Here is a 21,435-nt window from a genome sequence, read left to right as displayed (position 1 = left end):
TGCGGGCGTTAACGGGACAACGCCAGGCAGCTGCTGGCAACTTTTCCACATTTTCCGGGTGACGCAAGTTATCCCCGATTCGTGCACAGTGATTTCCACGGGTTTTCCGAGGGTTATCCGCTGGGGGCTGTGGATAGTGTGTGGCGCGCGGCTGCGCTGCGTTCAGGGCGAAAAAAAAGCGCCCCGAAGGGCGCTTTTTTGCTGGCGAGTAGGCTCGCGCGTTGCGATCAAACGTCAATATTCCCCGCGCGCAACGCATTGCTCTCGATAAACGCGCGACGCGGCTCGACATCGTCACCCATGAGCGTCGTGAAGATGCCATCGGCGGCGATCGCATCTTCGATCTGCACGCGCAGCAAACGGCGCACAGCCGGATCCATCGTCGTTTCCCAGAGCTGCCCAGGGTTCATCTCGCCGAGGCCCTTGTAGCGCTGTTTCGACACGTTGCGCTCGGCGTCCGCAATCAGCCACTTCATCGCGCTCTTGAAGTCGTTCACGGCCATGCTGCGCTCGCCACGCTTGATGATCGCGTTCTTGCCGATCAAGCCCTTGAACGTATTGGCCGTGTTCACGAGCTGCTGATAGTCGGCGGTGAGCTGGAACTCCTCGTCGATGACCGACACCTTCACGTTGCCGTGATGGCGGCGTTCCACGCGCAGCGAACGCTGTTCGCGCACCGCGTCGTACATCGGCACCACGGTCACTTCAGGCTTCAGCGGATCGTCGCGCAGTTGCGCTTCGAGCGCACGCGCCGAAGCTTCGGTCGACTCCTCGCTCGACAGATCGAGTGCCACGCCGTCCATGATCGCTTCGAGCGCACGCACATCGTACAGGCGGCTCAAACGGTCCACCACGCCGCGCGCGAGCTGGTACGAACGCGCGAGTTCGCCGAGCGCGTCGCCCGAGATCGGTGTCGCGCCTTCGGTCGGCACCAGTTCCGAGCCGTTCAGCGCGAGACGCAGCATGTGTGCGTTCAGATCGGCGTCGTCCTTCAGGTAGCGCTCGTCTTTGCCCGCCTTGAGCTTGTAGAGCGGCGGCTGCGCGATATACACGTAGCCGCGCTCGATCAGCTCCGGCATCTGGCGATAGAAGAACGTGAGCAGCAGCGTGCGGATGTGCGCGCCGTCCACGTCCGCGTCGGTCATGATGATGATGCGGTGATAGCGCAGCTTTTCCAGGTTGTAGTCGTCCTTGCCGATGCCGCAGCCCAGTGCGGTGATCAGCGTGACGATCTGCTCGGAAGACAGCAGCTTGTCGTAGCGCGCCTTTTCGACGTTCAGCACCTTGCCGCGCAGCGGCAGGATGGCCTGGAACTTACGGTCGCGGCCTTGCTTGGCCGAGCCGCCTGCCGAGTCGCCCTCGACGATATAGACTTCCGACTTCGCCGGATCCTTTTCCTGGCAGTCCGCGAGCTTGCCCGGCAGGCCCACGCCGTCGAGCACGCCCTTGCGGCGCGTCATTTCGCGTGCCTTGCGCGCGGCGTCGCGCGCACGCGCAGCGTCGACGATCTTGCCGCAAATGGTCTTCGCGTCGTTCGGCGTTTCCAGCAGGAATTCTTCGAGCGCCTTCGCCACGACGTCTTCGACGGGCGCACGCACTTCCGAAGAAACCAGCTTGTCCTTCGTCTGCGAGCTGAACTTCGGCTCCGGCACCTTCACCGACAGCACGCACGACAGGCCTTCGCGCATGTCGTCGCCCGAGGTCTCGACCTTGGCTTTCTTGGCGATTTCGTTATCGGCGATGTACTTGTTGATCACGCGCGTCATGGCCGCGCGCAGACCCGTCAAGTGCGAGCCGCCGTCGCGCTGCGGGATGTTGTTTGTGAAGCACAGCACGCTTTCGTTGTAGCTGTCGTTCCACTGCATCGCCACTTCCACGCCCACGCCGTCCTTCTCGCCCTGGATGTAGAAGATGTTCGGGTGCAGGACGGTCTTGGCCTTGTTGATGTACTCGACAAAGCCCTTCACACCGCCCGCGAACGCGAAATCGTCTTCCTTGCCCGTGCGCTGGTCGGTCAGGCGAATGCGCACGCCGTTGTTCAGGAACGAGAGCTCCCGAATCCGCTTGGCGAGGATGTCGTAGTGATACTCCACGCTGCCGAAGATCGTTTCGTCGGCCATGAAGTGCACTTCGGTGCCGCGATTTTCGGTGTCGCCGAGCACTTGCATCGGCGAGACGGCGTGGCCGTCGCGCTCTTCGAGAATGCGGTTCTGCGGCACGCCACGGTGGAATTCCATGAAGTGCTTCTTGCCGTTGCGGCGCACGGTCAGGCGCAGGAAGCTCGACAGTGCGTTCACGCACGAGACGCCCACGCCGTGCAGGCCGCCCGAGACCTTGTAGCTGTTCTGGTCGAACTTGCCGCCCGCATGCAGCTCGGTCATCACGATTTCAGCGGCGCTGCGCTTCGGATCGTGCTTGTCGTCCATCTTCACGTCCGTGGGAATGCCGCGGCCGTTGTCGGTGATCGAGATGGAGTTGTCCGCGTGGATCACCACGTGGATGTCGTTACAGTAGCCGGCGAGGGCTTCGTCGATCGAGTTGTCCAGCACTTCGAAGACGAGATGGTGCAGACCGGTGCCGTCCGACGTGTCGCCGATGTACATCCCGGGGCGCTTGCGCACCGCCTCCAGACCTTCGAGGATCTGGATCGACGAGGCGCCGTAGCTGTTGTCGGGTTGCGAGTTGTTCGTATCAGTCATGGATTTTTCCGGTTCTGCGTACTGCCTGTGTTACTGCTCGAGACTTTTTCGAAAAGCCATAAAAACGCCAAAGGGGCGCAGCGCCCCCTGGTGTTCTTCTTCTGTCGCGCTTTTTAGATGCGCATTGGCATCACCACGTACTTGAATTCCTCGTTCTCGGGAATCGTGATGAGCGCGCTGGAGCTGGCGTCGCCGAGGCTCACTTCCAGCGTGTCGACCTTCAGGTTCGCGAGTACGTCGAGCAGATACGTGACGTTGAACCCGATGTCGATGGTGTCGCCCTGGTAGGCGATTTCCAGCTCTTCCTGCGCCTCTTCCTGGTCGGCGTTGGTCGACATGATCTTGAGCTGGCCCGGCTCGATGATGCAGCGCACGCCCTTGAACTTGTCGGACGTGAGAATCGCCGCGCGTTGCAGCGACCGTTGCAGTTCTTCGCGGCCGATCTGGAAGGTGTTCTTGTGCGCCTTCGGAATCACGCGCTGGAAGTCGGGGAACTTGCCTTCCACGAGCTTCGAAACCAGTTCGACCTGGCCGAACGTGAACTTCACCTGGGTCGAGCCGATGTCGATCTTCAGCGTGTCGTCGATGTCTTCGAGCAGGCGCTGGAGTTCGAGAATGGTCTTGCGCGGGATGATGACTTCCTGGCGCGCGAACGAGCCTTCGATCTTCATCGACGAGAACGCGAGGCGGTGGCCGTCGGTCGCGACCGCCATGAGCTGGTCGCCGTCCACGACGAGCAGCATGCCGTTCAGGTAGTAGCGGATGTCCTGCTGCGCCATGGCGAAATACACCATGCCGAGCAACTGGCGGAACGTCTTTTGCGGCACCGCGAGGTTCGCACCGAAGTCCTTGGCCTGCGCCACCGTGGGGAACTCGTCCGCGGCGAGCGTTTGCAAGGCAAAACGGCTTTTGCCCGACTGCACCGTGAGGCGCTTGTCGGCGAGCGTGAGCGTGACCTGGCCGTCGGGCATCGCGCGCAGGATGTCGAGCAGCTTGCGCGCCGCGACCGTCGTGGCGACCTGGTCGTTGCCAACGCCGAAATCGGCGGTCGTGGTGATCTGCAACTCGAGGTCGGTCGACAGGAACGAGACGTCGGAACCGGTTTTGGTGATCAGCAGATTGGCGAGGATCGGCAACGTGTGGCGGCGTTCGACAATGCCGCTCACCGTTTGCAGCGGCCTCAGCAGGTTATCGCGTTCGGTCTTGACCAGTTGCATAGAGTTCCTTCGTTGATGTGACGGTCTGCGCGCCCGCCCGGCGCCGATACTGCCGACGTGACTCCACGTAAGTCACGCGGCCCTGGCGCCGCTCAGGCGGTTGATGCAGCACAGGCCGCGGCGTGGTGACCGCCCCGGACCGCCGGGCGGTTAAACCCATATTGTGCCTGAAAACGGACCACTTCCCTAAATTGGGGGCGATCCGCGAAATAAACAGGGGGTACCTGCCCGGCTGCGACCTCCGGCCCCGCCTTTTGCCTGCTGCGTGGGTGCTACGGACCTGCGATTAACCCTTCAGCGTCTGCTCCAGCACGTGCAGCTCGTGGTTGAGCTGGGCGTCCTTGGTGCGTTCGTCGGCGATCTTGCGCACGGCGTGCAGCACCGTGGTGTGGTCGCGGCCGCCGAACAGCTCGCCGATTTCCGGCAGGCTCTTCTGCGTGAGCTCCTTGGCCAGATACATGGCGATCTGGCGCGGGCGCGCGATGTTGGCCGGACGCTTCTTCGAATACATGTCGGCGACCTTGATGCTGTAGAAGTCGGCCACCGTTTTCTGGATGTTTTCGACCGAAATCTGGCGGTTCTGCACCGTCAGCAGGTCCTTGAGCGCTTCCTTGGTCAGCTCGATCGAGATCTCGCGGCCGTGGAACTTCGAGTACGCGAGGATCTTGCGCAGCGCGCCTTCGAGTTCGCGCACGTTCGAGCGCAGGTGCTTCGCGACGAAGAACGCCACGTCCTCGTTCAGGCTCACGCCTTCCGATTGCGCCTTGCGCATCAGAATCGCCACGCGCATTTCCAGCTCGGGCGGCTCGATCGCGACCGTCAGGCCCGAGTCGAAGCGCGAGATCAGGCGGTCGTCGATACCCGAGATTTCCTTCGGATACGTATCGCTCGTGATGATCACCTGCGCCTTGTTGGCGACCAGCGCCTCGAACGCGTAGAAGAACTCTTCCTGCGTGCGCGACTTGCCCGAGAAGAACTGAATATCGTCGATCAACAGCAGGTCGAGCGAGTGGTAGTAGCGCTTGAAGTCGTCGAACGCCTTGCGCTGGTACGCCTTCACCACGTCGGACACGTACTGCTCCGCGTGGATGTAGCGAATGCGCGCGCCCGGCTTGTCGAGCAGAAGCTGGTTGCCGATCGCGTGGATCAAGTGGGTCTTGCCGAGGCCCACGCCGCCGTACAGGAACAGCGGGTTGTATGAAATGCCGGGGTTGTCCGCCACCTGGATGGCAGCCGCGCGCGCGAGCTGGTTCGCCTTGCCGGTCACGAAGTTGTCGAACGTGAGCACTGGGTTGAGCTTCGAGCGCTCGTAGGTCGGATCCGGCTCGGCGCTCGAGGCGGCCGCAGCCGCGCCCTGACCGGGGCGCCACGTGCGGCGGCCGGCGGCGGCTTCGTTGGCGTCGAGGCTCGGCAGGTCGAGATCTGCGGCGTCATCGGCGCCCGCGTGCGCGGCGGCGGCCGAAGCGGCCTGCACCATGCCCGCGAGGCCCGTGCCGCCCATCGCGGCCGATTGGGGCGCGCTGGCGCTCATGGCCGCGCTAACCTGCGCGGCGTCGACACGCGCGGGCGAAAGCGGCGCGCGCGGCGCAGCGGGTGCCGCGACGTGAGGCGCGCGCATGCCCGCCTTCGGGTCGAGGACGAACTGCACGTCGACAGGCGTCTGCCAGAAGTCGCGCGCCATGTCGGTGATCCGGCCCGAAAACTGGCTTTTGACCCAGTCGAGCTTGAAGCGGTTGGGAGCGGCTATCTGCAGCGTGTTCGCCGCAGCATCGAAGGCAACCGGGGCCAACGGTTTAATCCACGTCACGTACTGCTGGGGCGTTAGCTCACGCTCCAGTAGTGCGGAACAGTGTTGCCAGAATTCGTTCATCGAGTTGCTGTGGTCGTTTTGTTTGCATACATTGCGGTCGCTCCGCTCTTGTCGCACCAATGCAACGAGGCCCTGGCGGAGCGACGGCAAATGCTCCGGAAGCCCGCGCGGCAAGGGTTTTGCGGCAAGCAGGCGGGCCGGAGCGGCATGCAGGATTCTTGGGATAGCCGAGATTCTAACGCCGAAATCCCCTGACCAGGAAGTTATCCACAGGGACGGATCAACGCACGGACGTTCGGTCGCCGCCGGCCCCGCAGCCCCGTCAATATGGCCGCCGCATAGCCGTCGCGTGCGGTTCGATGCCCTAACCTATTGACGGCCAACGAAAAAGCGGCTTAAATAGCGGGTTCCTCGAAAACCAATCCCTAGTACCACCGGCCATTGCCTTTTTCCGCGATGCTCGCCGCGGTCAAAACTCAACAGTGAGAGCAACATGAAACGTACTTTCCAACCTTCCGTTACCCGTCGCAAGCGTACCCATGGTTTCCGCGTGCGCATGAAGACCGCCGGTGGCCGCAAAGTGATCAACGCACGCCGTGCGAAGGGTCGCAAGCGCCTCGCCGTCTAAGTCGGGCAGCATCGCTATCAGCGAAATCACGGGTAGCGGCCCGCTCGCGAGCACGGCGAACAGGACGACCCCGGTAACTGATCGGGGCGTCATGCCGTCGCGAACGCAAGCCGCTTTTCCGAAAGCCGCAAGGCTACTGAAAACGGATGAGTTCTCATCCGTTTTTCGTTTGCGCCCTTGGCGCCGCACCGAGCACTTCGTTGTGTACGGCCGGCCCACGGGTAACGAGGCGCGGCTCGGGCTCGTGATCGGCAAGAAGTTCGCGCCGCGCGCAGTCACGCGCAATCTCGTGCGCCGGATCGCCCGCGAGGCGTTTCGCGTGCGTCGCGCGCAGTTCGAAGGTTTCGACCTGCTGCTGCGCCTGCACACGAAATTCGACCGCAAGGCGCGGCCGGCCGCGTCGTCGCCGGGGCTCAAGGCCTTGTGCCGCGGCGAGATCGAGACGTTGCTCGAAAAGGCCGCGCGCGAAGTCACGCGGCGCGCAGGCGCTTCGCCTGCGGCGCCTGCGACATCCGCGCGCACCCCTTGCGCGACGCAAACCGCGGCACCAGATGCAGATCCGGCGCGTGACCAGGCCGGTAAGGATTTGCCGCCGGACCAGGGCATGTCCGATACAGGCACACCCCGCACGTCATGAGCGGGGCGCGCGAGTCCGGTATTTCCGATGTGCGCGCCGCGCGAGCGGCGCGTGCTTCGTCATCGAGCGCGGCGCAGTCGGGCCGCAACGCCATGCAAACGGTACTGATCGCACTGCTGCGTTTCTACAAGCTTGCCGTGAGTCCCCTCCTCGGCAACCGGTGCCGTTTTTATCCTTCCTGTTCGGATTACGCACGCGAGGCAATCCAGTATCATGGCGCCGCGCGTGGGACTTACCTCGCCGCGCGGCGGCTGTGCCGCTGCCATCCGTTTTCGGCGGGCGGCGTCGATCTCGTCCCGCCTGCATCTCCGAAAAAGCGCTGACGCGCCATTCCATCGACACTGAGACAACGCATGGATATCAAACGCACCGTCCTATGGGTCATCTTCTTCATGTCAGCGGTCATGCTGTACGACAACTGGCAGCGCGACCACGGACGTCAGTCGATGTTCTTCCCGAGCGCGACGCAAACGCAGACGCAAACCGCCGCGGGCGGCGCCGCGCCCGCCAGCGCCGCCAATGGCGCGTCCGACTTGCCGACGGCTAACGCCGCCGCCGGTCAGGCGCCGACGAACACGGCCCAGCCCGCCGCCGTCGCGGCACAGCTCGTGCATTTCCGCACCGACGTCTACGACGGCGTGATCGACACGCGCGGCGGCACGCTCGTGAAGCTCTCGCTCGTGAAGGAAAGCGCCGACGGCAAGGGCCCCGAGCAGTACATCACGCTGTTCGACCACACGAACGACCACACGTATCTCGCGCGCACGGGCCTGCTCGGCGGCGACTTCCCGAATCACAACGACGTGTTCACGGCCGTCGACGGTCCGCGCGAGCTGACCGGCGACGCCAACTCGTTCCAGGTCGCGCTCCAGTCGCCCGAGAAGGGCGGCGTGAAGGTCACCAAGACCTACACGTTCACGCGCGGCAGCTACGTGATCGGCGTGGACTGGAAGGTGCAGAACGTGAGCGGCGCGCCCGTCTCGCCCACGCTCTACATGGAAATCGTGCGTGACAGCGAGCCGGTCGAAACGCCGCGCTTCTCGCACACCTTCATCGGCCCGGCGGTGTACTCGAACGAGCATCACTTCCAGAAGATCACGTTCAGCGACATCGACAAGAACAAGGCCGACTTCGTGAGCCAGGCCGACAACGGCTGGATCGCGATGGTGCAGCACTACTTCGCGACCGCGTGGATTCCGCAGCAGGGCGCCAAGCGCAGCATCTATGTCGAGAAGTTCGACAACTCGCTCTACCGCGTGGGCGTGAAGCAGCCGCTCGGCACGATCGCTCCGGGTGCGACGGACAACGTGCAGGCACGCCTCTTCGCCGGTCCGGAAGAGGAGCGCATGCTCGAAGGCGTCGCGCCGGGTCTGGAGCTCGTGAAGGACTATGGCTGGGTGACGATCATCGCCAAGCCGCTCTTCTGGCTGCTCGAGAAGATCCACGGTTATGTGGGCAACTGGGGCTGGGCGATCGTGCTGCTCACGCTGCTCATCAAGGCCGTGTTCTTCCCGCTCTCCGCCGCCAGCTACAAGTCGATGGCGCGCATGAAGGAAATCACGCCGCGCATGCAGGCGCTGCGCGAGCGCTTCAAGAGCGACCCGCAGAAGATGAACGCGGCGCTCATGGAGCTCTACAAGACCGAGAAGGTGAATCCGTTCGGCGGCTGTCTGCCGGTGGTGATCCAGATTCCGGTGTTCATCTCGCTGTACTGGGTGTTGCTCTCGTCGGTGGAAATGCGCGGCGCGCCGTGGATTCTCTGGATTCACGACCTTTCGCAGCAGGATCCGTTCTTCATCCTGCCGGTGCTGATGGCCGTGTCGATGTTCGTGCAGACCAAGCTGAACCCGACGCCGCCGGACCCCGTCCAGGCCAAGATGATGATGTTCATGCCGATCGCGTTCTCGGTCATGTTCTTCTTCTTCCCGGCGGGTCTCGTGCTGTACTACGTCGTGAACAACGTGCTCTCCATCGCGCAGCAGTACTACATCACGCGCATGATGGGCAAAGGCAAGAAGAAGGAAGCTTGAGTGTAGAAGCGGCGCGGAGTAACTCTCGCCGCTTGCTCGAGGCTCGAAAAAAAGCCGTCCGGTTCACGCCGGACGGCTTTTTGTTTTACTGGGCCGCTATTTTCTTGACGGCGCAAAGCGCGGTGGTCGCGCTCGCGGGTCAGTTCTTGTCGGCGTCACCGTAGAATTGGGCGATCAGTTCCTGCACGAGGTAACGGTGGTGAGCGCTGAGCGATTCGATTTTCGAGGCCAGTTCCAGCGCTTCTTCGGAGAGCGGATATTTTTCGTCCGGCTTGCGCGGTCTCGGCACTGCTGAAACGGCGTTACCCGGCGGCCCGTAATGCAGCCAGTGCAGATCGACGTCGAACCATTTCGCCAGTGTCTCCAGTTTGTCGTGCGTGGGGATGGTGCGGCCGCTCAGCCATTTGTGCGCGGTTTGCGGCGACACCGGATGCTCGCCGTGATGCCGCAGGTTGAACCGGTTGGCCAGGTCGGTGCTGCCACGCAATTTTTCGGGTGCGCGCTTCATCGCGAACTTAAGACGTTCGGCAAAGGCGGCTTTTTCTTCGGGTGTGGGCATGGGCCAGATTGTGCAGCCCGAAATCGACGAAGAAGACAACCAGTTAGGCTATATTTAGCGCGCAAAAGCGATAAATTGCTCGCCAGTAATCGTCTTATGATTTCGATCGTGTCTCCATTGATTCCTTGCGCAGCCGACGATTGGCCGAATTGCACACCGGCTTTTTCCTTGATTTGGCAGAAATAAATAAGATCAATCTTATCTAAATCAAGATAAAACGCGACAGCTCTCAAAGCGACTTGCCACCGGGGAACGATCTGCACGCCGCGTTACAATGCCTCGCGTTCCGCGACCGCTCTGCCTGTCGCCGTCCGCGCCGATTCCAGCCCTGCTCTACGGTCCACTCCTGCCATGCTCGCCACCGATTCCGATCCCATCGTCGCCATTGCCACTGCGCCCGGACGCGGCGGAATTGGCGTTGTGCGCGTCTCGGCGGGCCGCGCGGGCGCCGCGGCGACCGAAGCCCTGATGCAGGCCCTCACCGGACAGAAGCTGGCCGCGCGCCACGCGAGCTACGTGCCCTTCCTGGACGGCGCCGGCACGGTGCTCGACCGTGGCATCGCGCTATCCTTCCCGGCTCCGCATTCCTACACCGGCGAGCACGTGCTCGAACTACAGGGCCACGGCGGCCCGATCGTGCTCCAGCTCGTCTTGCAGCGCTGCATCGAGGCGGGCCGCGAGTTTGGGCTGCGACTTGCAGAACCGGGCGAGTTCACGCGGCGCGCGTTCCTCAACGACAAGCTCGACCTCGCCCAGGCCGAGGCCGTGGCGGACCTGATCGAAGCGAGCACCGAGGCCGCCGCGCGCTCGGCCGGACGCTCGCTCGACGGGGCGTTCTCGCGCGACATCCACGCGCTCGTGGACGACGTCGTCACGCTGCGCATGCTTGTGGAGGCGACGCTCGACTTCCCCGAAGAGGAGATCGACTTTCTCGAAGCCGCCGACGCGCGCGGCAAGCTCGCGCGCATCCGCGCGCAGCTCGACCACGTGCTCTCCGAGGCGCGCCAGGGCGCGTTGCTGCGCGAAGGGCTTGCGGTGGTGCTCGCCGGGCAGCCGAACGTGGGCAAGTCGTCGCTGCTGAACGCGCTTGCGGGCGCCGAGCTCGCGATCGTCACGCCCGTGGCCGGCACGACGCGCGACAAGATCTCCCAGACGATCCAGGTCGAAGGCATTCCGCTGCATGTGATCGACACCGCAGGCCTGCGCGACACCGAGGACGAAGTCGAGAAGATCGGCATCGAGCGCACGTGGAGCGAAATCGGCCGAGCCGACGTGGTGCTGCATCTGCTCGATGCGCGCACGGGCATGAACGCCGAAGACGAGACGATCGCCGCTCGATTCCCCGCGGGCGTGCCGGTCGTGCGCGTGCTCAACAAAACGGACCTTACCGGCGTGGCGTCCGACGTGACCCGGCGCGCCGCTGTGGACGGCAGCGAAGTTTGCGAGGTGCGCCTTTCCGCGAAAAGAGGCGAAGGCATCGGGCTGCTGCGCGCGGAGCTGTTGCGCATTGCGGGCTGGCAGGCGGACGCGCAGAGCGTGTATCTCGCGCGCGAGCGGCATCTGATTGCGTTGCGGGCGGCGCGTGAGCATCTCGAGCAGGCGGCGGCGCATGCGGACCAAAACTCCCAACTGCTCGATTTGTTCGCCGAGGAACTGCGGCTCGCACAGGAATCGCTCAACGCGATTACGGGCGAATTCACGTCCGATGATCTCCTGGGCGTGATTTTTAGCCGGTTTTGTATTGGGAAGTAACCGGTTTCTCCCAGCTTCGCTGGCCACCGCGAATGCCGTATCAAGCAGGCCTCCACGCGCCGAGTCGATCCCTGCATTCTGCTGCGGGCTGGAACAATGCCTTCGATTCATAGGGGTTAACCCTTGAGCGCAACACTCCTAGACTTTCACTCATCGGATGCAGACAAGTTGTCGCACCGCTAACAAAAGTCGATGGAGGTAGTAATCATGAAGTCCCTGATCCAGGCCGTTGCCGTTGCTGTTGCCCTTGTTGTGCCGGTTGCTTCGTTCGCACAGTCGAACGGCCCGGTGACCCGCGCCCAGGTCCGCGCGGAACTCGTTCAGCTCGAAAAGGCTGGTTATCACGTTGGCGACGGCGACCAGGCGCACTACCCGGATGCGATCCAGGCCGCCGAAGCGAAGGTCGCTGCACAGCAAGTGGCAACGAACGGTTACGGTGGTGTTGTGAGCGGTTCGTCGGAAGCGGGTCGCCCGGCAGTGTCGAAGGCCGACTGGAACGCGATGTACAGCCATCCCTGATGCACTGATTTCGGATACATGGGCAGGATGCCCGAAGTACCTGATCTGAGCATCGCAGTCTGAGCGCGCAGTACCGTAGCGCGCTCCCATTTAAAGAACCGGCTCGCTAGCGCGGCAATATCCGCGAGCGGGCCAGTTCCATTCCGAATACCTCCGCCGTCGGCCATCCGATGGCTTCGCTCGGGCCTGACGGCCTGGGCGCTTTTTCGATGAGATCGATCCAAGGCTTTTGCCCTTGATCGTCTATCGCACCCATCTCGTTAAACACGCTGTCTATCGCCGCTGCGCCGCTCTGGTGTCGCGCATCAAGTGGTGGGCGCGCTTCTGTGGCGCCATTCACGACAGTCCATTCTGCTTGCGGCGTGGCTTTCGGTGCGTCCCCGAGTTTTGTATCGCACCGGTTTCTCCCGGCTTTGCAGGCCAGCACCAATGTCAGTACCAAGCCGGCTTTCCCCTGCTTTGCCGATGCCTGCATTCTGCTGCGGGCTGGAACAATGCCTTCGATTCATAGGGGTTAACCCTTCAGCGCAACACTCCTAGACTTTCATTCATCGGATGCAGACAAGTTGTCGCACCGCTAACAAAAGTCGATGGAGGTAGTAATCATGAAGTCCCTGATCCAGGCCGTTGCCGTTGCTGTCGCCCTTGTTGTGCCGGTTGCTTCGTTCGCACAGTCGAACGGCCCGGTAACCCGCGCCCAGGTCCGCGCGGAACTCGTTCAGCTCGAGAAGGCCGGTTATCACGTTGGCGATGGTGACCAGGCGCACTACCCGGATGCGATCCAGGCCGCCGAAGCGAAGGTCGCTGCACAGCAAGTGGCAACGAGCGGTTACGGTGGTGTTGTGAGCGGCTCGTCGGATGCCGGGCAAGCGCGCGACAGTCGGGTTTCGTCGTACTCGGCTCCCGTGTACAACCACCATTAAGCAGGCCGTCGTCGAGCGCAGCGCTTAAGCCGCTGCGAGACCGGTTTGAATTGCGGTGACCAGGCGCGCTCCGAAAGGGGCGCGCTGCGTTTTGCGCTGTGATAACGCGCGTACCTTCGCCGTCGGCCAGGCGATGGTTAGTGCAGTTGGTGCTCGATGAGTTTCGGTAGATTGGATTCGCTGAAGGTGACCGTTTTGCCCGTGTAGTAATTCGCGCGCTCGAACTGGGCCTTGCCGACCGACGTTTGACTCTCCGCGATGGCCAGAACAAATCCCGGCTTCTTTTCCAGGCGATATTGGACGTGAATGACTTCTGCCTCGAGCAGGCGGGTTGCATTCGTCGCCGCGATGACCAACAGAGGCACCTGGTGATCGAGGATGTAGTCAGCCTTCATACCTCCCGCGATCGGTAACTCCACGTCCGACCGGAATGCAACACCCAAAGTCGTGGCGGTTTTCTCGATCACGGCTGCCAGGCGCTCACGGAAATCACTGGTCTTTTTGGGACCTCGAGCCGTTGCGACGGAAAATAGATGCTGCGCCGCCTCGGCGACGCGGAAAATATAGGGTGCCGTTAGTCGTTCGTCAGGAGTGGTGGCAGAGATAACCTCGTCATCCGAGAACGTAGTGGGCGAATAGGCGAGCGTCTCCTCTACCCAGCGTGCCACGACGTCCGATTCGACATCACCGCCAGCCATACTCGCGTAGAGCGCGGCCTCGCCGTTGTCGTCAATCTTGTAGCCTGCCTGGGTGGGCCGAACCCGGATGACAATGCGATCCCCGCTGCCAGGGTATTCGAGAGGCGTGATTACCCGCTGCACGCCCTTCTCGTCGGCGTGCACCTCAAATAGACCACAGATGGCCCGTTTCAGGGTGGATGTCAGTTCCATAAGTCGTCAGCTCGCCCGAGCGTGATGCCGGTCGCCTTGCAGAATACCGTGATCAAGTGACTTCGGTCACTGGGAATCCGCGGATCGAACGTGCGAGTGGATTTTAATGCCAACTCAGGAGCACCGGGGAGTAACCGATTGGTGTAATCCAGATTGGTATTGCAGGGCACTTTGATGTGGATACCTTTGTGGCTTGGATGCCAATGGAACTCAAGTAGTGGGGACCAGGAACCGTTAGGCAGTCCGCACAGCAGATACCCGTAAAACTTCGTGTCTGTGAGAATTTCGCCGTCGCCCCAAATGAATAGGACCGAATGGGAATGCGAAACAGGAATCAGGCCCGTCGCGAAATAGCGTGGACCACCGATTTTGTGGAACGGCCTCGGCAGCTTCCCTCGCTTCAGTTGCTTGAACGAGGGCATATGCGGCAAGCGCTTCAAGGCGGTCTTGTGGCCGGCAAGGTCGCGACTTTTCACTGTCAGTCCTCGGGCGATGGAGTGCGATACGCTAGCACGCACCCCATCCAACAAAAGCGCCCTCCCTGATTACGACTGCGTGTATCTGGTAGTCCTTTGATTAATGGCATATGCGATGGCGGACAAATGCGCGCAATTTGCCCGGAGATGTGGCGTGTTGGTCTGCGCGAAGCCTCTCCATGCCGCACATCACCCCCACCTCACCCCACCCCATTCTTCCACCGCCTGGAACAATGCTTCCGAAGCATAGGGGTTAACCCGCGACGACGGTCCTCCTAGACTTTCACTCATCGGATGCAGACAAGTTGTCGCACCGAATCAAAAACCAAAGGAGGTAGTTGCCATGAAGTCCCTGATCCAAACCGTAGCCGTTGCCGTTGCACTCGTCGTACCGATGGCATCGTTCGCGCAATCGAATGCGCCCGTGACCCGCGCCCAGGTGCGCGCCGAGCTCGTGCAGCTCGAAAAGGCGGGCTGGCGTCCGGGCGCAGGGGCTGACCCGCACTACCCCGACGACCTCCTCGCTGCCGAAGCAAAGGTGGCAGCCGCCAACGGTGCCACGAGCGGCTACGGCGGCGTGGCCGCAGGCAGCTCGGATGCCGGCCGCCCCGCTGTCGCCAAGGCCGACTGGAACGCGATGTATAACCATCCGTAACACAGCAGCACGGCAAAAGCGCTTGCCTCGAACGTACACAAGCGCTTTGCACACCTGATCGAATACCTCCGCCGTCGTTAATCCGATGGCTTCGCCCGGGCCTCCCGGCCCGGGCGCTTTTTCCGGCGATCGCCAGCGCGTGTGGCGCCGCCCACGAAAACAATGCTTATCCACGCGTCCATCCTCGCACTACGAGCTAACTGCATCGCCATTTAGTTCGTAGTGCGATTCAATTTTCAGCTCTCGATCGCGCGACATATCCAACGCGGCTTCGCCCTCGCCGCTCATTGCCGACCCGGCGCTACATCCACGGCTGCCCCACGGCCGCCAGTCGCCGCTGTAATTTGCGGACACACATCGTTGCGATTCCAAACCCTCTCCATCGCATCGCTCATCGACAATCGAGCGCATCAGGAGAATGACGATGAAAACACTGTTCTGCGCGATTGCCATGGTTGCCTTGTCGGCGGGCCTCACGGGTTGCATCGTGGCCCCGCCCTATGCCTACGCACCGGCGCCAGCCTACGGCTACGCGCCGGGCTACTATGCCGCCCCTGCGGTGGATATCGGGGTTGGCGTGGGTGGCTATTACGGTCACGGCTGGCGACATTAAGGGGACCGTAACAAGCTGATTGAAAGGCTTGCGCGAGACTCGTCTGAAGACCTATCCGATGTGATAGCTGCGCAGGCGCTGCCGTCGCACTAAAGTGGCGGCAAACGGTTCGCAAAGACGCTGGACCATCGCACGGGGCAACCATGAAATTCATCGACGACGAAATCGCGCACATTACGCGCGCCATGGCGCCCTCATTATCGGCTGGCACGAGACCCGCCGTTTTCTCATTCGACTACTGGTACAAGCGGCTTGCCGCGCTGCTCGATCTTGGCCAGATCACGCCGGCCCAGTTCAGGACGATCGACGCGCTCATGGTCGAACTCGAAGCGATCAAGCGCACTGTCGACGTGAACACGCCCGAGCCGCTCGCCGCCTGACCTGCGGATTCACGAATTCGATTCACCGGCGCCTCGCACCGTGAATCTCACCCGCTAACCTCGCCATGTCACCCGAGCATGGATTCGCCCGCGCATGCGGGCTTCTTTCTTTCTGGATGTTCGATGCGCCGGCCAGGGCGGCCCAGCCCACCTGACAAAAAAAGACCGCGACAGGGGCCGCGGTCAAGAGCTTGTACTGCGTCTTCCAGCGCGGCGCGAGGGGATGTCGCCGCCACATCATTCTCGCGGCACGCCTCGCACGCGGCAACGACTAGTGCCCTGATTTGACTATCGTTAACGTTTGAGGCACGCCGGCTCGCGCTCTTGAAAACGTCTTGCGGCCCCTGCATGTACAGCCCACTTTTCTCGGAGATTCAGATCGTGGGCAGAAGACCTTCCTTCATTGACGATCTGGCTCGCGGCGTCCCATCCGACGGCGCGGGCCAGCGTCCCGGCATCGACGACGACGCGCTCCTCGACGCCTATTCACGCACCGTGATCGGCGCGCTCGAGCGCGTCCAGCCAGCCGTGGCTTACATCGCGGTCGAGCGCCGCGCATCGGGCCAGGCCGCTGCGCGCGGCGGCAGCGGCTCGGGCTTCCTGTTCACGCCCGACGGCTATTTGCTGACGAACAGCCACGTGGTGCATGGCGCGAGCAAGCTACGCGTAACGCTCGCTGACGGCGCGACCTACGCGGCCGACCTCGTCGGCGACGACCCGAGCACGGACCTCGCCGTGCTGCGTATCGGCGCTTCCGAAGCATTGCCGCACGCGCAACTCGGCGACTCGGCAGGGCTGCGTGTCGGGCAGGTCGCGATTGCGGTGGGCAGCCCGCTCGGGCTCGCGCAAACGGTGACGACAGGCGTGGTGTCGGCGCTCGGCCGTTCGTTGCGCTCGGAGTCGGGGCGCCTGATCTACGACGTGATCCAGACCGACGCGGCGCTCAACCCCGGCAATTCGGGCGGGCCGCTCGTCAATTCCGCCGGTCAGGTGATCGGCGTGAACACGGCGATCATTCCGGGCGCCCAGGCTATCTGCTTCGCCACGGCCATCGACACCGCGAAATGGGTCATCACGCAGCTTTTCGCGCATGGGCGCGTGCGGCGCGCCTACATCGGCATTGCCGGCACCACGGTGCCGATCGCGCGCAAGGTGCAGCGCTATTTCGACCTGAGTGCGCCGACCGGCGTGCGGGTGATGGAGATCGTCAAGGGCAGCCCCGCGGCGCTCGGCGGGCTGCGCGTGGACGACACGGTCGTCACGATCGACGGCGCGCCGGTGGACGGCATCGACGCGCTACAACGCCTGCTCGACGCTTCGCGCATTGATCGGGAAGTGGAGATCGGCGTGGTCCGCTTGACGCAACGCCTTAACCTGCACGTGACGCCCGTCGAGCAGACGAGCTAGGCGAACGAAGCGCGGTCGGCGCTGCGGGCGCGCCGGCCGTGTCGCACCGTGTTGCACCGATTCGCACCGATTCGCACCGTGTCGGATACGGCGCGCATTTGCATGGTGCCTTTGCATGATTTACCAGCCGCTGCCGGGCTGGGCATAGACGGGCGCTTGCCCGTAGCCGGGCTGCGCGTAACCGTCATCGTATTGTGGCGGCGGAGGCGGCGCGGGTTGAGCCGGCGCGCAAGCCACATAGCGGCCCGAATACTGGTCGTAGCACGCTCCCGGCGGGGCTGCGGCGTAGACCGGCGCCGGCTGCTCCACATAGGCCGGTTGCGCCGGGTATGCCGGGTACGCCACTGCCGGGCCACTGTTCAGCACGGCGCCTACGGCTGCGCCGATCAGCGCGCCGCCAACCAGCGCACCCACCACGTCGCCGCCGTGGTCGTGCGCGCTCGCGGGGCCGGCCGCAACTGCACAGCCCGCCAGCACTAAAACGGCTGCCATCTTTCGCATTTCGTTCTCCCTGAGAACCTTTGAAAACATGCGACGGATTGTCAGCCTGATCGGCGGATACAGGTGCTGCAAGTGGTAACGACGAATTACGCGCGGTGCGGGTGCGCACGCTCTGCCGGGAGTCCCGTCAGTGTGCGTGCGTGCCGTTCTGAGTGTCGTCCTCCGGTGTGCGCGGCGTGCTGTTGCGCCGCCCGGCAGACGGACAAAGAGGCGTGAGCGCGATGGCTAGCACCATCAGCACGAGCAGCGGCACGAAGTACGGCTTCCAGGAGAACTCGACATCGCGAGTGCCTCCCTGCCATTTCGGTGCGTTTAGTCGCGCGAGGTGCGGTCCGGCTCAGTGATGCAGGATGCTGCGCAGCGGATGCCGCCAGTCCATGTGATGTCCGTCCCCCGCTTGTACGCGCTGTCGGTGTTCCTCGAGAATCTCGTCGGAAAACAGGAATACGACAATGACGAGGGGGATGACCAGAAACGCGCCCAGTATTACGTGTTCGATCACGATAACCTCCTGGTTGTCAAGCGGCTTGCAGTTGCATTGTAGCCGCGACGCGACAGTTTGCACATTGGGCGTGCTCAGAAGCGCCAAAACAATGTTCGCCAACCATCACAACCGGGATGACGCAATACATGTGCCCGCTCGCGCAACCCTGCTTGTAGAGGCGAACGGCGGGCGCCGGGAGGCCGCGGCACGGACCACCGGCGATCGATGTGAATAACCCCTGAATAAGTAGGGGTGATGGTCTGGATAAGGCCTGGAAAACCGCGGGAAAACTTCGGGGCTTGTGGAGAAACGCGCGGACGGGACGGTTGCCCGCGCCAAAGCGACCGACAACCGGGTGATGCGCGGCTCATGTCGCCGACTTTCGCCACGCGGCGGCGAAGAGGCCGGCGCCGATCAGCAGCGTGCCGCCGGTGCGATTGACCGCGCGCTGCACGCGCGGGCTGCGCACGGCTTTGCGCGCCGCGGCCGCGAGCAGCGCATAGCCGAACGCATTGAGCGACGCGAGCACGAGGAAGGTGGCTTCGAATACGACAATCTGCGGCGCGATGGCCATGTGCGGATCGATGAACTGCGGCACGAAGGCGACGAAGAAAATGATGCTCTTCGGGTTGAGGGCCGTCACCGCGAAGGCATGCGCGAAGATGCGGCCGGTGCGCGTTTCGGACGTGTCGGGTTCATTGCCTTCGCTAATGGGGGCGCGCCAGAGTTTCAGACCGAGGTAGATCAGATACGCCGCGCCCACCCATTTGAGCACCGAGAACAACGTGGCGGAGGCTGCGAGGATCACGCCCAGGCCGAGCATGGAAGCCGTCATGGCCGTGAAATCGCCGAGCGCGACACCGGCCGTGGTGGCCAGCGCATAGCGGCGGCCGTGACCCAGCGCGTACGAAACGACGAGCAGCACGGTGGGTCCGGGAATGGCAACGAGAATCGCCGACGCGATCGCGAACGGCAGCCAGTGAGCGAGAGTCATGGAGGTCTCCTTTGGGAAGCCCGATTTATCCACGAACTCAGACGGTGTGCAAGCGCGTCGGGCGGCGCCGGCTATGGCACGCGCCAACGCGCCTGGCATTGTTTTTATTCTGCGTTCAGCACATTAATGCGCCGGGTTTGGATCGCGCCGTCAGCGACTTTAGGTGCGGTGCGTCATTTGCCCATTTGGCGTCCATTAAATCGATTCCATTATCGCAAGCCGAACGGCCCTATTCCGGCTATAACCGTGAGCGCCTTGTAGTACAAGGCGTCAGGTCTTTTAATCGACGTTTCGGACTGCTCCAAAACTTGCAATGGCGCCGCTTCTCGCGGCATTGCGGCGTCCCCGGCTACGCGACGTGAATTCCTTGCTGTTGCGATCGCACACAAGTCGGGCTTGCAGTCTTTGCGCCGTTTTCTATGTTTAAAAACGCGGGTGAAACGTGAGAGTTAAATACATAGCTAACCTGAGTCAAAACCCGCAGGAGGCAAAAATGAAAATGCTGTCCGGTATGGTCCTCGTGGCGGCAAGCCTGGCTTGCGCCGTTGCCGCGCAAGCTCAGGATGCGAGCGTCAAGCCGCAGCAAACCGTGCAGTTCAAGCCCGGCTCCTATGGCTGCCTCTCGAAGGACAAGCTCGACGCGGTCGCGCAGCACGAGCAGGCTGGCGAGCACCAGCAGATGCAGGAGTACTTCACGGGATTCCAGTGCCTTTCCACACCGGATAACCAGTCGTTCCGCGTCGTTCAGGTGGTCGGCCATGACGTCGAATTCGTCAACGCGGCCAACACCGACCAGCAGGGTCTCTGGACCAACGACCGCTTTATCAAGCAATAACGCCACGGCGGGTGTGCCAAAGGATTACGCGCGCATGCACGCGTGCGAGCCTGCCCGGAACGCCCTCATCGCCCCCGATACGCCCCTCGCAAAATGGCCCGACGCGCGAGCGCCGGGCCCTTCGCATGGCTGCCCGCACAGCCGCGACGTGAAGTAAAGCGCCGCGCGCCGCTGTCAAACCACCGTCATTTTCGCGTCAGACTATCCGCATTGCGCCGCACGCGCAGGTTCGCCGTGCGCGCGGCCCGTGCGTTGTACGGCACGTGGTTTGCTCCAAACTTCGCTATCATGTGCGGCTTTCGCGCGCCCGGAATTCGGCATGGCACTCAAATCGACCATCTATAAAGTAGAACTGCAAATCGCGGACATGGACCGGCACTATTACGCCGACCATGCGCTCACGATCGCGCGCCATCCGTCCGAAACCGACGACCGCATGATGGTCCGCATCGCCGCCTTCGCGCTGTTCGCGAGCGAGCGGCTCGAATTCTGCAAGGGCCTGTCCGATACGGATGAACCGGACCTCTGGTGCAAGGACTACACGGGCGCGATCGAAACGTGGATCGAGGTCGGCCAGCCCGACGAACGCCGCATCGCCAAGGCAAGTGGCCGCGCCAACGAAGTCATCGTGATCGCTTACGGCGGCCGCACGTCCGATATCTGGTGGCAAGGGGTGCGCAGCAAGGTCGAGCGCCTGCGCAACGTCACCGTGTGGTCGCTGGGCGAGGGCGTCGCCGCATCGCTCGGCGCGCTGGCCGAACGCACCATGCGCCTGCAATGCACGGTGCAGGACGGCGCAGCATGGATCGGCAATACGAGCGCCGAGCCCGTCGCGGTCGAGTGGAGCGTGTTCAAGGCGCCTGAAAACGTCTAGGCGTCGTCTGGACGCGCCGTGCGCGCGGACCTTCACGCGCGCGGCGGCCCCTTGAGCTCCAGCATGTTGCCCTCCGGGTCGAACAGATACAGCGACGGCCCCAAACCCTCGGCTCCATAACGCTCGACGGCATTGCCGGGCCGCGCGCCATGTTGCGTGAGATGCGCGGTGAGCGCCTCGGCGTCGAATGGTTCGACGCGCAGGCAAAGGTGGTCCATGTTGCCGTCGGCGCCGGCGGGCGGTGCGCCCGCGCCGCGATCCAGCGGGCCGCCAATCGTGACCAGGTCGATGAGCGAGCGCCCGGCGCGCAACTGCACGAGCCCGAGGTCGCCTTGCTCGCGCTCGGGCTCACAGCCGAGCACCTCGCAATAAAAGCGCCTCATCGCGGCCGGATCGGCCGCCCGGATCACGACGTGATCGATCTCGCGAATCTGGATCCGCATGGCGTCCTCCAGGACATGCAAGGCATTCCATGATGAACCTATGGACGTGCGCCTGCGCGGCGCGCGCGCATACGCACGGCATTCGGGCGGGCTTGGACGGCAAAACGGA

At 63.0% G+C, this 21,435-nt stretch carries 23 protein-coding genes and 1 pseudogene; 13 read left to right on the top strand and 11 right to left on the bottom strand.

Annotated elements, in window-relative coordinates:
- Window positions 1–227: 227 nt before the first annotated feature.
- The 3 genes from gyrB to dnaA form a co-directional block, all read right to left on the bottom strand.
- Window positions 228–2,699, bottom strand: a complete 2,472-nt coding sequence (gene gyrB, locus C7402_RS01270; RefSeq protein WP_112170021.1) for a DNA topoisomerase (ATP-hydrolyzing) subunit B — start codon at window positions 2,697–2,699, stop codon at window positions 228–230.
- A gap of 113 nt (window positions 2,700–2,812) precedes the next feature.
- The gene (gene dnaN / locus C7402_RS01260) at window positions 2,813–3,916 is read right to left on the bottom strand and encodes a DNA polymerase III subunit beta (protein WP_112170020.1); all 1,104 of its coding nucleotides are present in this window, start codon (window positions 3,914–3,916) and stop codon (window positions 2,813–2,815) included.
- Between the two features lie 286 nt (window positions 3,917–4,202).
- Window positions 4,203–5,786, bottom strand: a complete 1,584-nt coding sequence (dnaA, locus tag C7402_RS01255) for a chromosomal replication initiator protein DnaA (RefSeq protein WP_224044988.1) — start codon at window positions 5,784–5,786, stop codon at window positions 4,203–4,205.
- A 433-nt stretch (window positions 5,787–6,219) separates the two neighbouring features.
- On the opposite strand from dnaA, the gene rpmH reads away from it, so the two are divergent.
- From rpmH to yidC, 4 genes and pseudogenes are all read left to right on the top strand, one after another.
- A complete protein-coding gene (gene rpmH / locus C7402_RS01250) occupies window positions 6,220–6,354 on the top strand; it encodes a 50S ribosomal protein L34 (RefSeq protein ID WP_026120950.1) in 135 nt (44 codons plus the stop codon).
- A gap of 91 nt (window positions 6,355–6,445) precedes the next feature.
- Window positions 6,446–6,865 (top strand): annotated as a pseudogene (gene rnpA, locus C7402_RS01245) (ribonuclease P protein component); the annotation flags it as partial.
- Between the two features lie 218 nt (window positions 6,866–7,083).
- On the top strand, window positions 7,084–7,314 hold the full coding sequence (gene yidD, locus C7402_RS01240) for a membrane protein insertion efficiency factor YidD (protein ID WP_028211944.1): 231 nt from the start codon (window positions 7,084–7,086) through the stop codon (window positions 7,312–7,314).
- Window positions 7,315–7,344: 30 nt separating this feature from the next.
- A complete protein-coding gene (yidC, locus tag C7402_RS01235; protein WP_112170018.1) occupies window positions 7,345–9,021 on the top strand; it encodes a membrane protein insertase YidC in 1,677 nt (558 codons plus the stop codon).
- A gap of 139 nt (window positions 9,022–9,160) precedes the next feature.
- Here yidC and C7402_RS01230 read toward each other — a convergent pair whose 3' ends face one another.
- Window positions 9,161–9,580, bottom strand: a complete 420-nt coding sequence (locus C7402_RS01230; RefSeq protein ID WP_112170017.1) for a transcriptional regulator — start codon at window positions 9,578–9,580, stop codon at window positions 9,161–9,163.
- A gap of 351 nt (window positions 9,581–9,931) precedes the next feature.
- Here C7402_RS01230 and mnmE point away from each other — a divergent pair, with 351 nt between their 5' ends.
- Together mnmE and C7402_RS01220 are read left to right on the top strand one after the other, a co-directional pair.
- Window positions 9,932–11,332, top strand: a complete 1,401-nt coding sequence (gene mnmE / locus C7402_RS01225) for a tRNA uridine-5-carboxymethylaminomethyl(34) synthesis GTPase MnmE (RefSeq protein ID WP_116609383.1) — start codon at window positions 9,932–9,934, stop codon at window positions 11,330–11,332.
- Window positions 11,333–11,539: 207 nt separating this feature from the next.
- Window positions 11,540–11,851, top strand: a complete 312-nt coding sequence (locus tag C7402_RS01220) for a DUF4148 domain-containing protein (RefSeq protein ID WP_116609382.1) — start codon at window positions 11,540–11,542, stop codon at window positions 11,849–11,851.
- 106 nt (window positions 11,852–11,957) lie between these two features.
- Here C7402_RS01220 and C7402_RS46140 read toward each other — a convergent pair whose 3' ends face one another.
- The gene (locus C7402_RS46140) at window positions 11,958–12,293 is read right to left on the bottom strand and encodes a hypothetical protein (RefSeq protein WP_133254402.1); all 336 of its coding nucleotides are present in this window, start codon (window positions 12,291–12,293) and stop codon (window positions 11,958–11,960) included.
- Between the two features lie 163 nt (window positions 12,294–12,456).
- Between C7402_RS46140 and C7402_RS01215 the strand changes: the two genes are divergently transcribed.
- The gene (locus C7402_RS01215) at window positions 12,457–12,774 is read left to right on the top strand and encodes a DUF4148 domain-containing protein (RefSeq protein WP_116609381.1); all 318 of its coding nucleotides are present in this window, start codon (window positions 12,457–12,459) and stop codon (window positions 12,772–12,774) included.
- Window positions 12,775–12,911: 137 nt separating this feature from the next.
- Here the strand turns inward: C7402_RS01215 and C7402_RS01210 are convergent, their stop codons facing one another.
- Window positions 12,912–13,664: a hypothetical protein gene (locus tag C7402_RS01210; protein ID WP_244314713.1), complete on the bottom strand. Its 753-nt coding sequence runs from the start codon at window positions 13,662–13,664 to the stop codon at window positions 12,912–12,914.
- A complete protein-coding gene (locus tag C7402_RS01205) occupies window positions 13,655–14,140 on the bottom strand; it encodes a hypothetical protein (protein ID WP_224044993.1) in 486 nt (161 codons plus the stop codon). Before C7402_RS01205 ends, C7402_RS01210 begins: the two co-directional genes overlap by 10 nt.
- 343 nt (window positions 14,141–14,483) lie before the next feature.
- Here C7402_RS01205 and C7402_RS01200 point away from each other — a divergent pair, with 343 nt between their 5' ends.
- The 4 genes from C7402_RS01200 (at window position 14,484) to C7402_RS01185 (ending at window position 17,195) form a co-directional block, all read left to right on the top strand.
- Window positions 14,484–14,795, top strand: coding sequence for a DUF4148 domain-containing protein (locus C7402_RS01200; RefSeq protein WP_116609380.1), 312 nt, complete (start codon window positions 14,484–14,486; stop codon window positions 14,793–14,795).
- Window positions 14,796–15,219: 424 nt separating this feature from the next.
- Window positions 15,220–15,408: a hypothetical protein gene (locus tag C7402_RS01195; protein ID WP_112170289.1), complete on the top strand. Its 189-nt coding sequence runs from the start codon at window positions 15,220–15,222 to the stop codon at window positions 15,406–15,408.
- Between the two features lie 143 nt (window positions 15,409–15,551).
- Entirely contained in the window at window positions 15,552–15,788 is a 237-nt protein-coding gene (locus C7402_RS01190) for a hypothetical protein (protein WP_112170011.1), read from the top strand.
- 381 nt (window positions 15,789–16,169) lie between these two features.
- Window positions 16,170–17,195 carry a S1C family serine protease gene (locus tag C7402_RS01185; RefSeq protein ID WP_165841759.1) on the top strand — a complete coding sequence of 342 codons (1,026 nt, stop codon included), beginning with the start codon at window positions 16,170–16,172 and terminating at the stop codon, window positions 17,193–17,195.
- A gap of 120 nt (window positions 17,196–17,315) precedes the next feature.
- Here C7402_RS01185 and C7402_RS01180 read toward each other — a convergent pair whose 3' ends face one another.
- From C7402_RS01180 to C7402_RS01170, 3 genes are all read right to left on the bottom strand, one after another.
- Window positions 17,316–17,696, bottom strand: a complete 381-nt coding sequence (locus C7402_RS01180; RefSeq protein ID WP_116609378.1) for an ecotin precursor — start codon at window positions 17,694–17,696, stop codon at window positions 17,316–17,318.
- Between the two features lie 337 nt (window positions 17,697–18,033).
- Complete coding sequence (locus tag C7402_RS46700) at window positions 18,034–18,198, bottom strand: hypothetical protein (protein ID WP_165841758.1); 165 nt, start codon at window positions 18,196–18,198, stop codon at window positions 18,034–18,036.
- Window positions 18,199–18,547: 349 nt separating this feature from the next.
- Entirely contained in the window at window positions 18,548–19,174 is a 627-nt protein-coding gene (locus tag C7402_RS01170) for a LysE family translocator (protein ID WP_116609376.1), read from the bottom strand.
- 493 nt (window positions 19,175–19,667) lie between these two features.
- Here C7402_RS01170 and sap1 point away from each other — a divergent pair, with 493 nt between their 5' ends.
- Both sap1 and C7402_RS01160 read left to right on the top strand, forming a co-directional pair.
- Window positions 19,668–20,009 (top strand): surface attachment protein Sap1, encoded by a 342-nt coding sequence (sap1, locus tag C7402_RS01165; protein ID WP_112170007.1) that lies wholly within the window; start codon window positions 19,668–19,670, stop codon window positions 20,007–20,009.
- Window positions 20,010–20,328: 319 nt separating this feature from the next.
- A complete protein-coding gene (locus tag C7402_RS01160) occupies window positions 20,329–20,883 on the top strand; it encodes a YaeQ family protein (protein ID WP_112170006.1) in 555 nt (184 codons plus the stop codon).
- A gap of 32 nt (window positions 20,884–20,915) precedes the next feature.
- Here C7402_RS01160 and C7402_RS01155 read toward each other — a convergent pair whose 3' ends face one another.
- Complete coding sequence (locus C7402_RS01155; protein WP_112170005.1) at window positions 20,916–21,326, bottom strand: VOC family protein; 411 nt, start codon at window positions 21,324–21,326, stop codon at window positions 20,916–20,918.
- Window positions 21,327–21,435: the final 109 nt, after the last annotated feature.

Origin of the sequence: Paraburkholderia unamae (assembly GCF_003096875.1) — a bacterium.
Taxonomy (GTDB): domain Bacteria; phylum Pseudomonadota; class Gammaproteobacteria; order Burkholderiales; family Burkholderiaceae; genus Paraburkholderia; species Paraburkholderia unamae.
The sequence above is the reverse complement of the archived record's forward strand: the minus strand, read 5'-3'. Positions and strand labels throughout refer to the sequence as shown.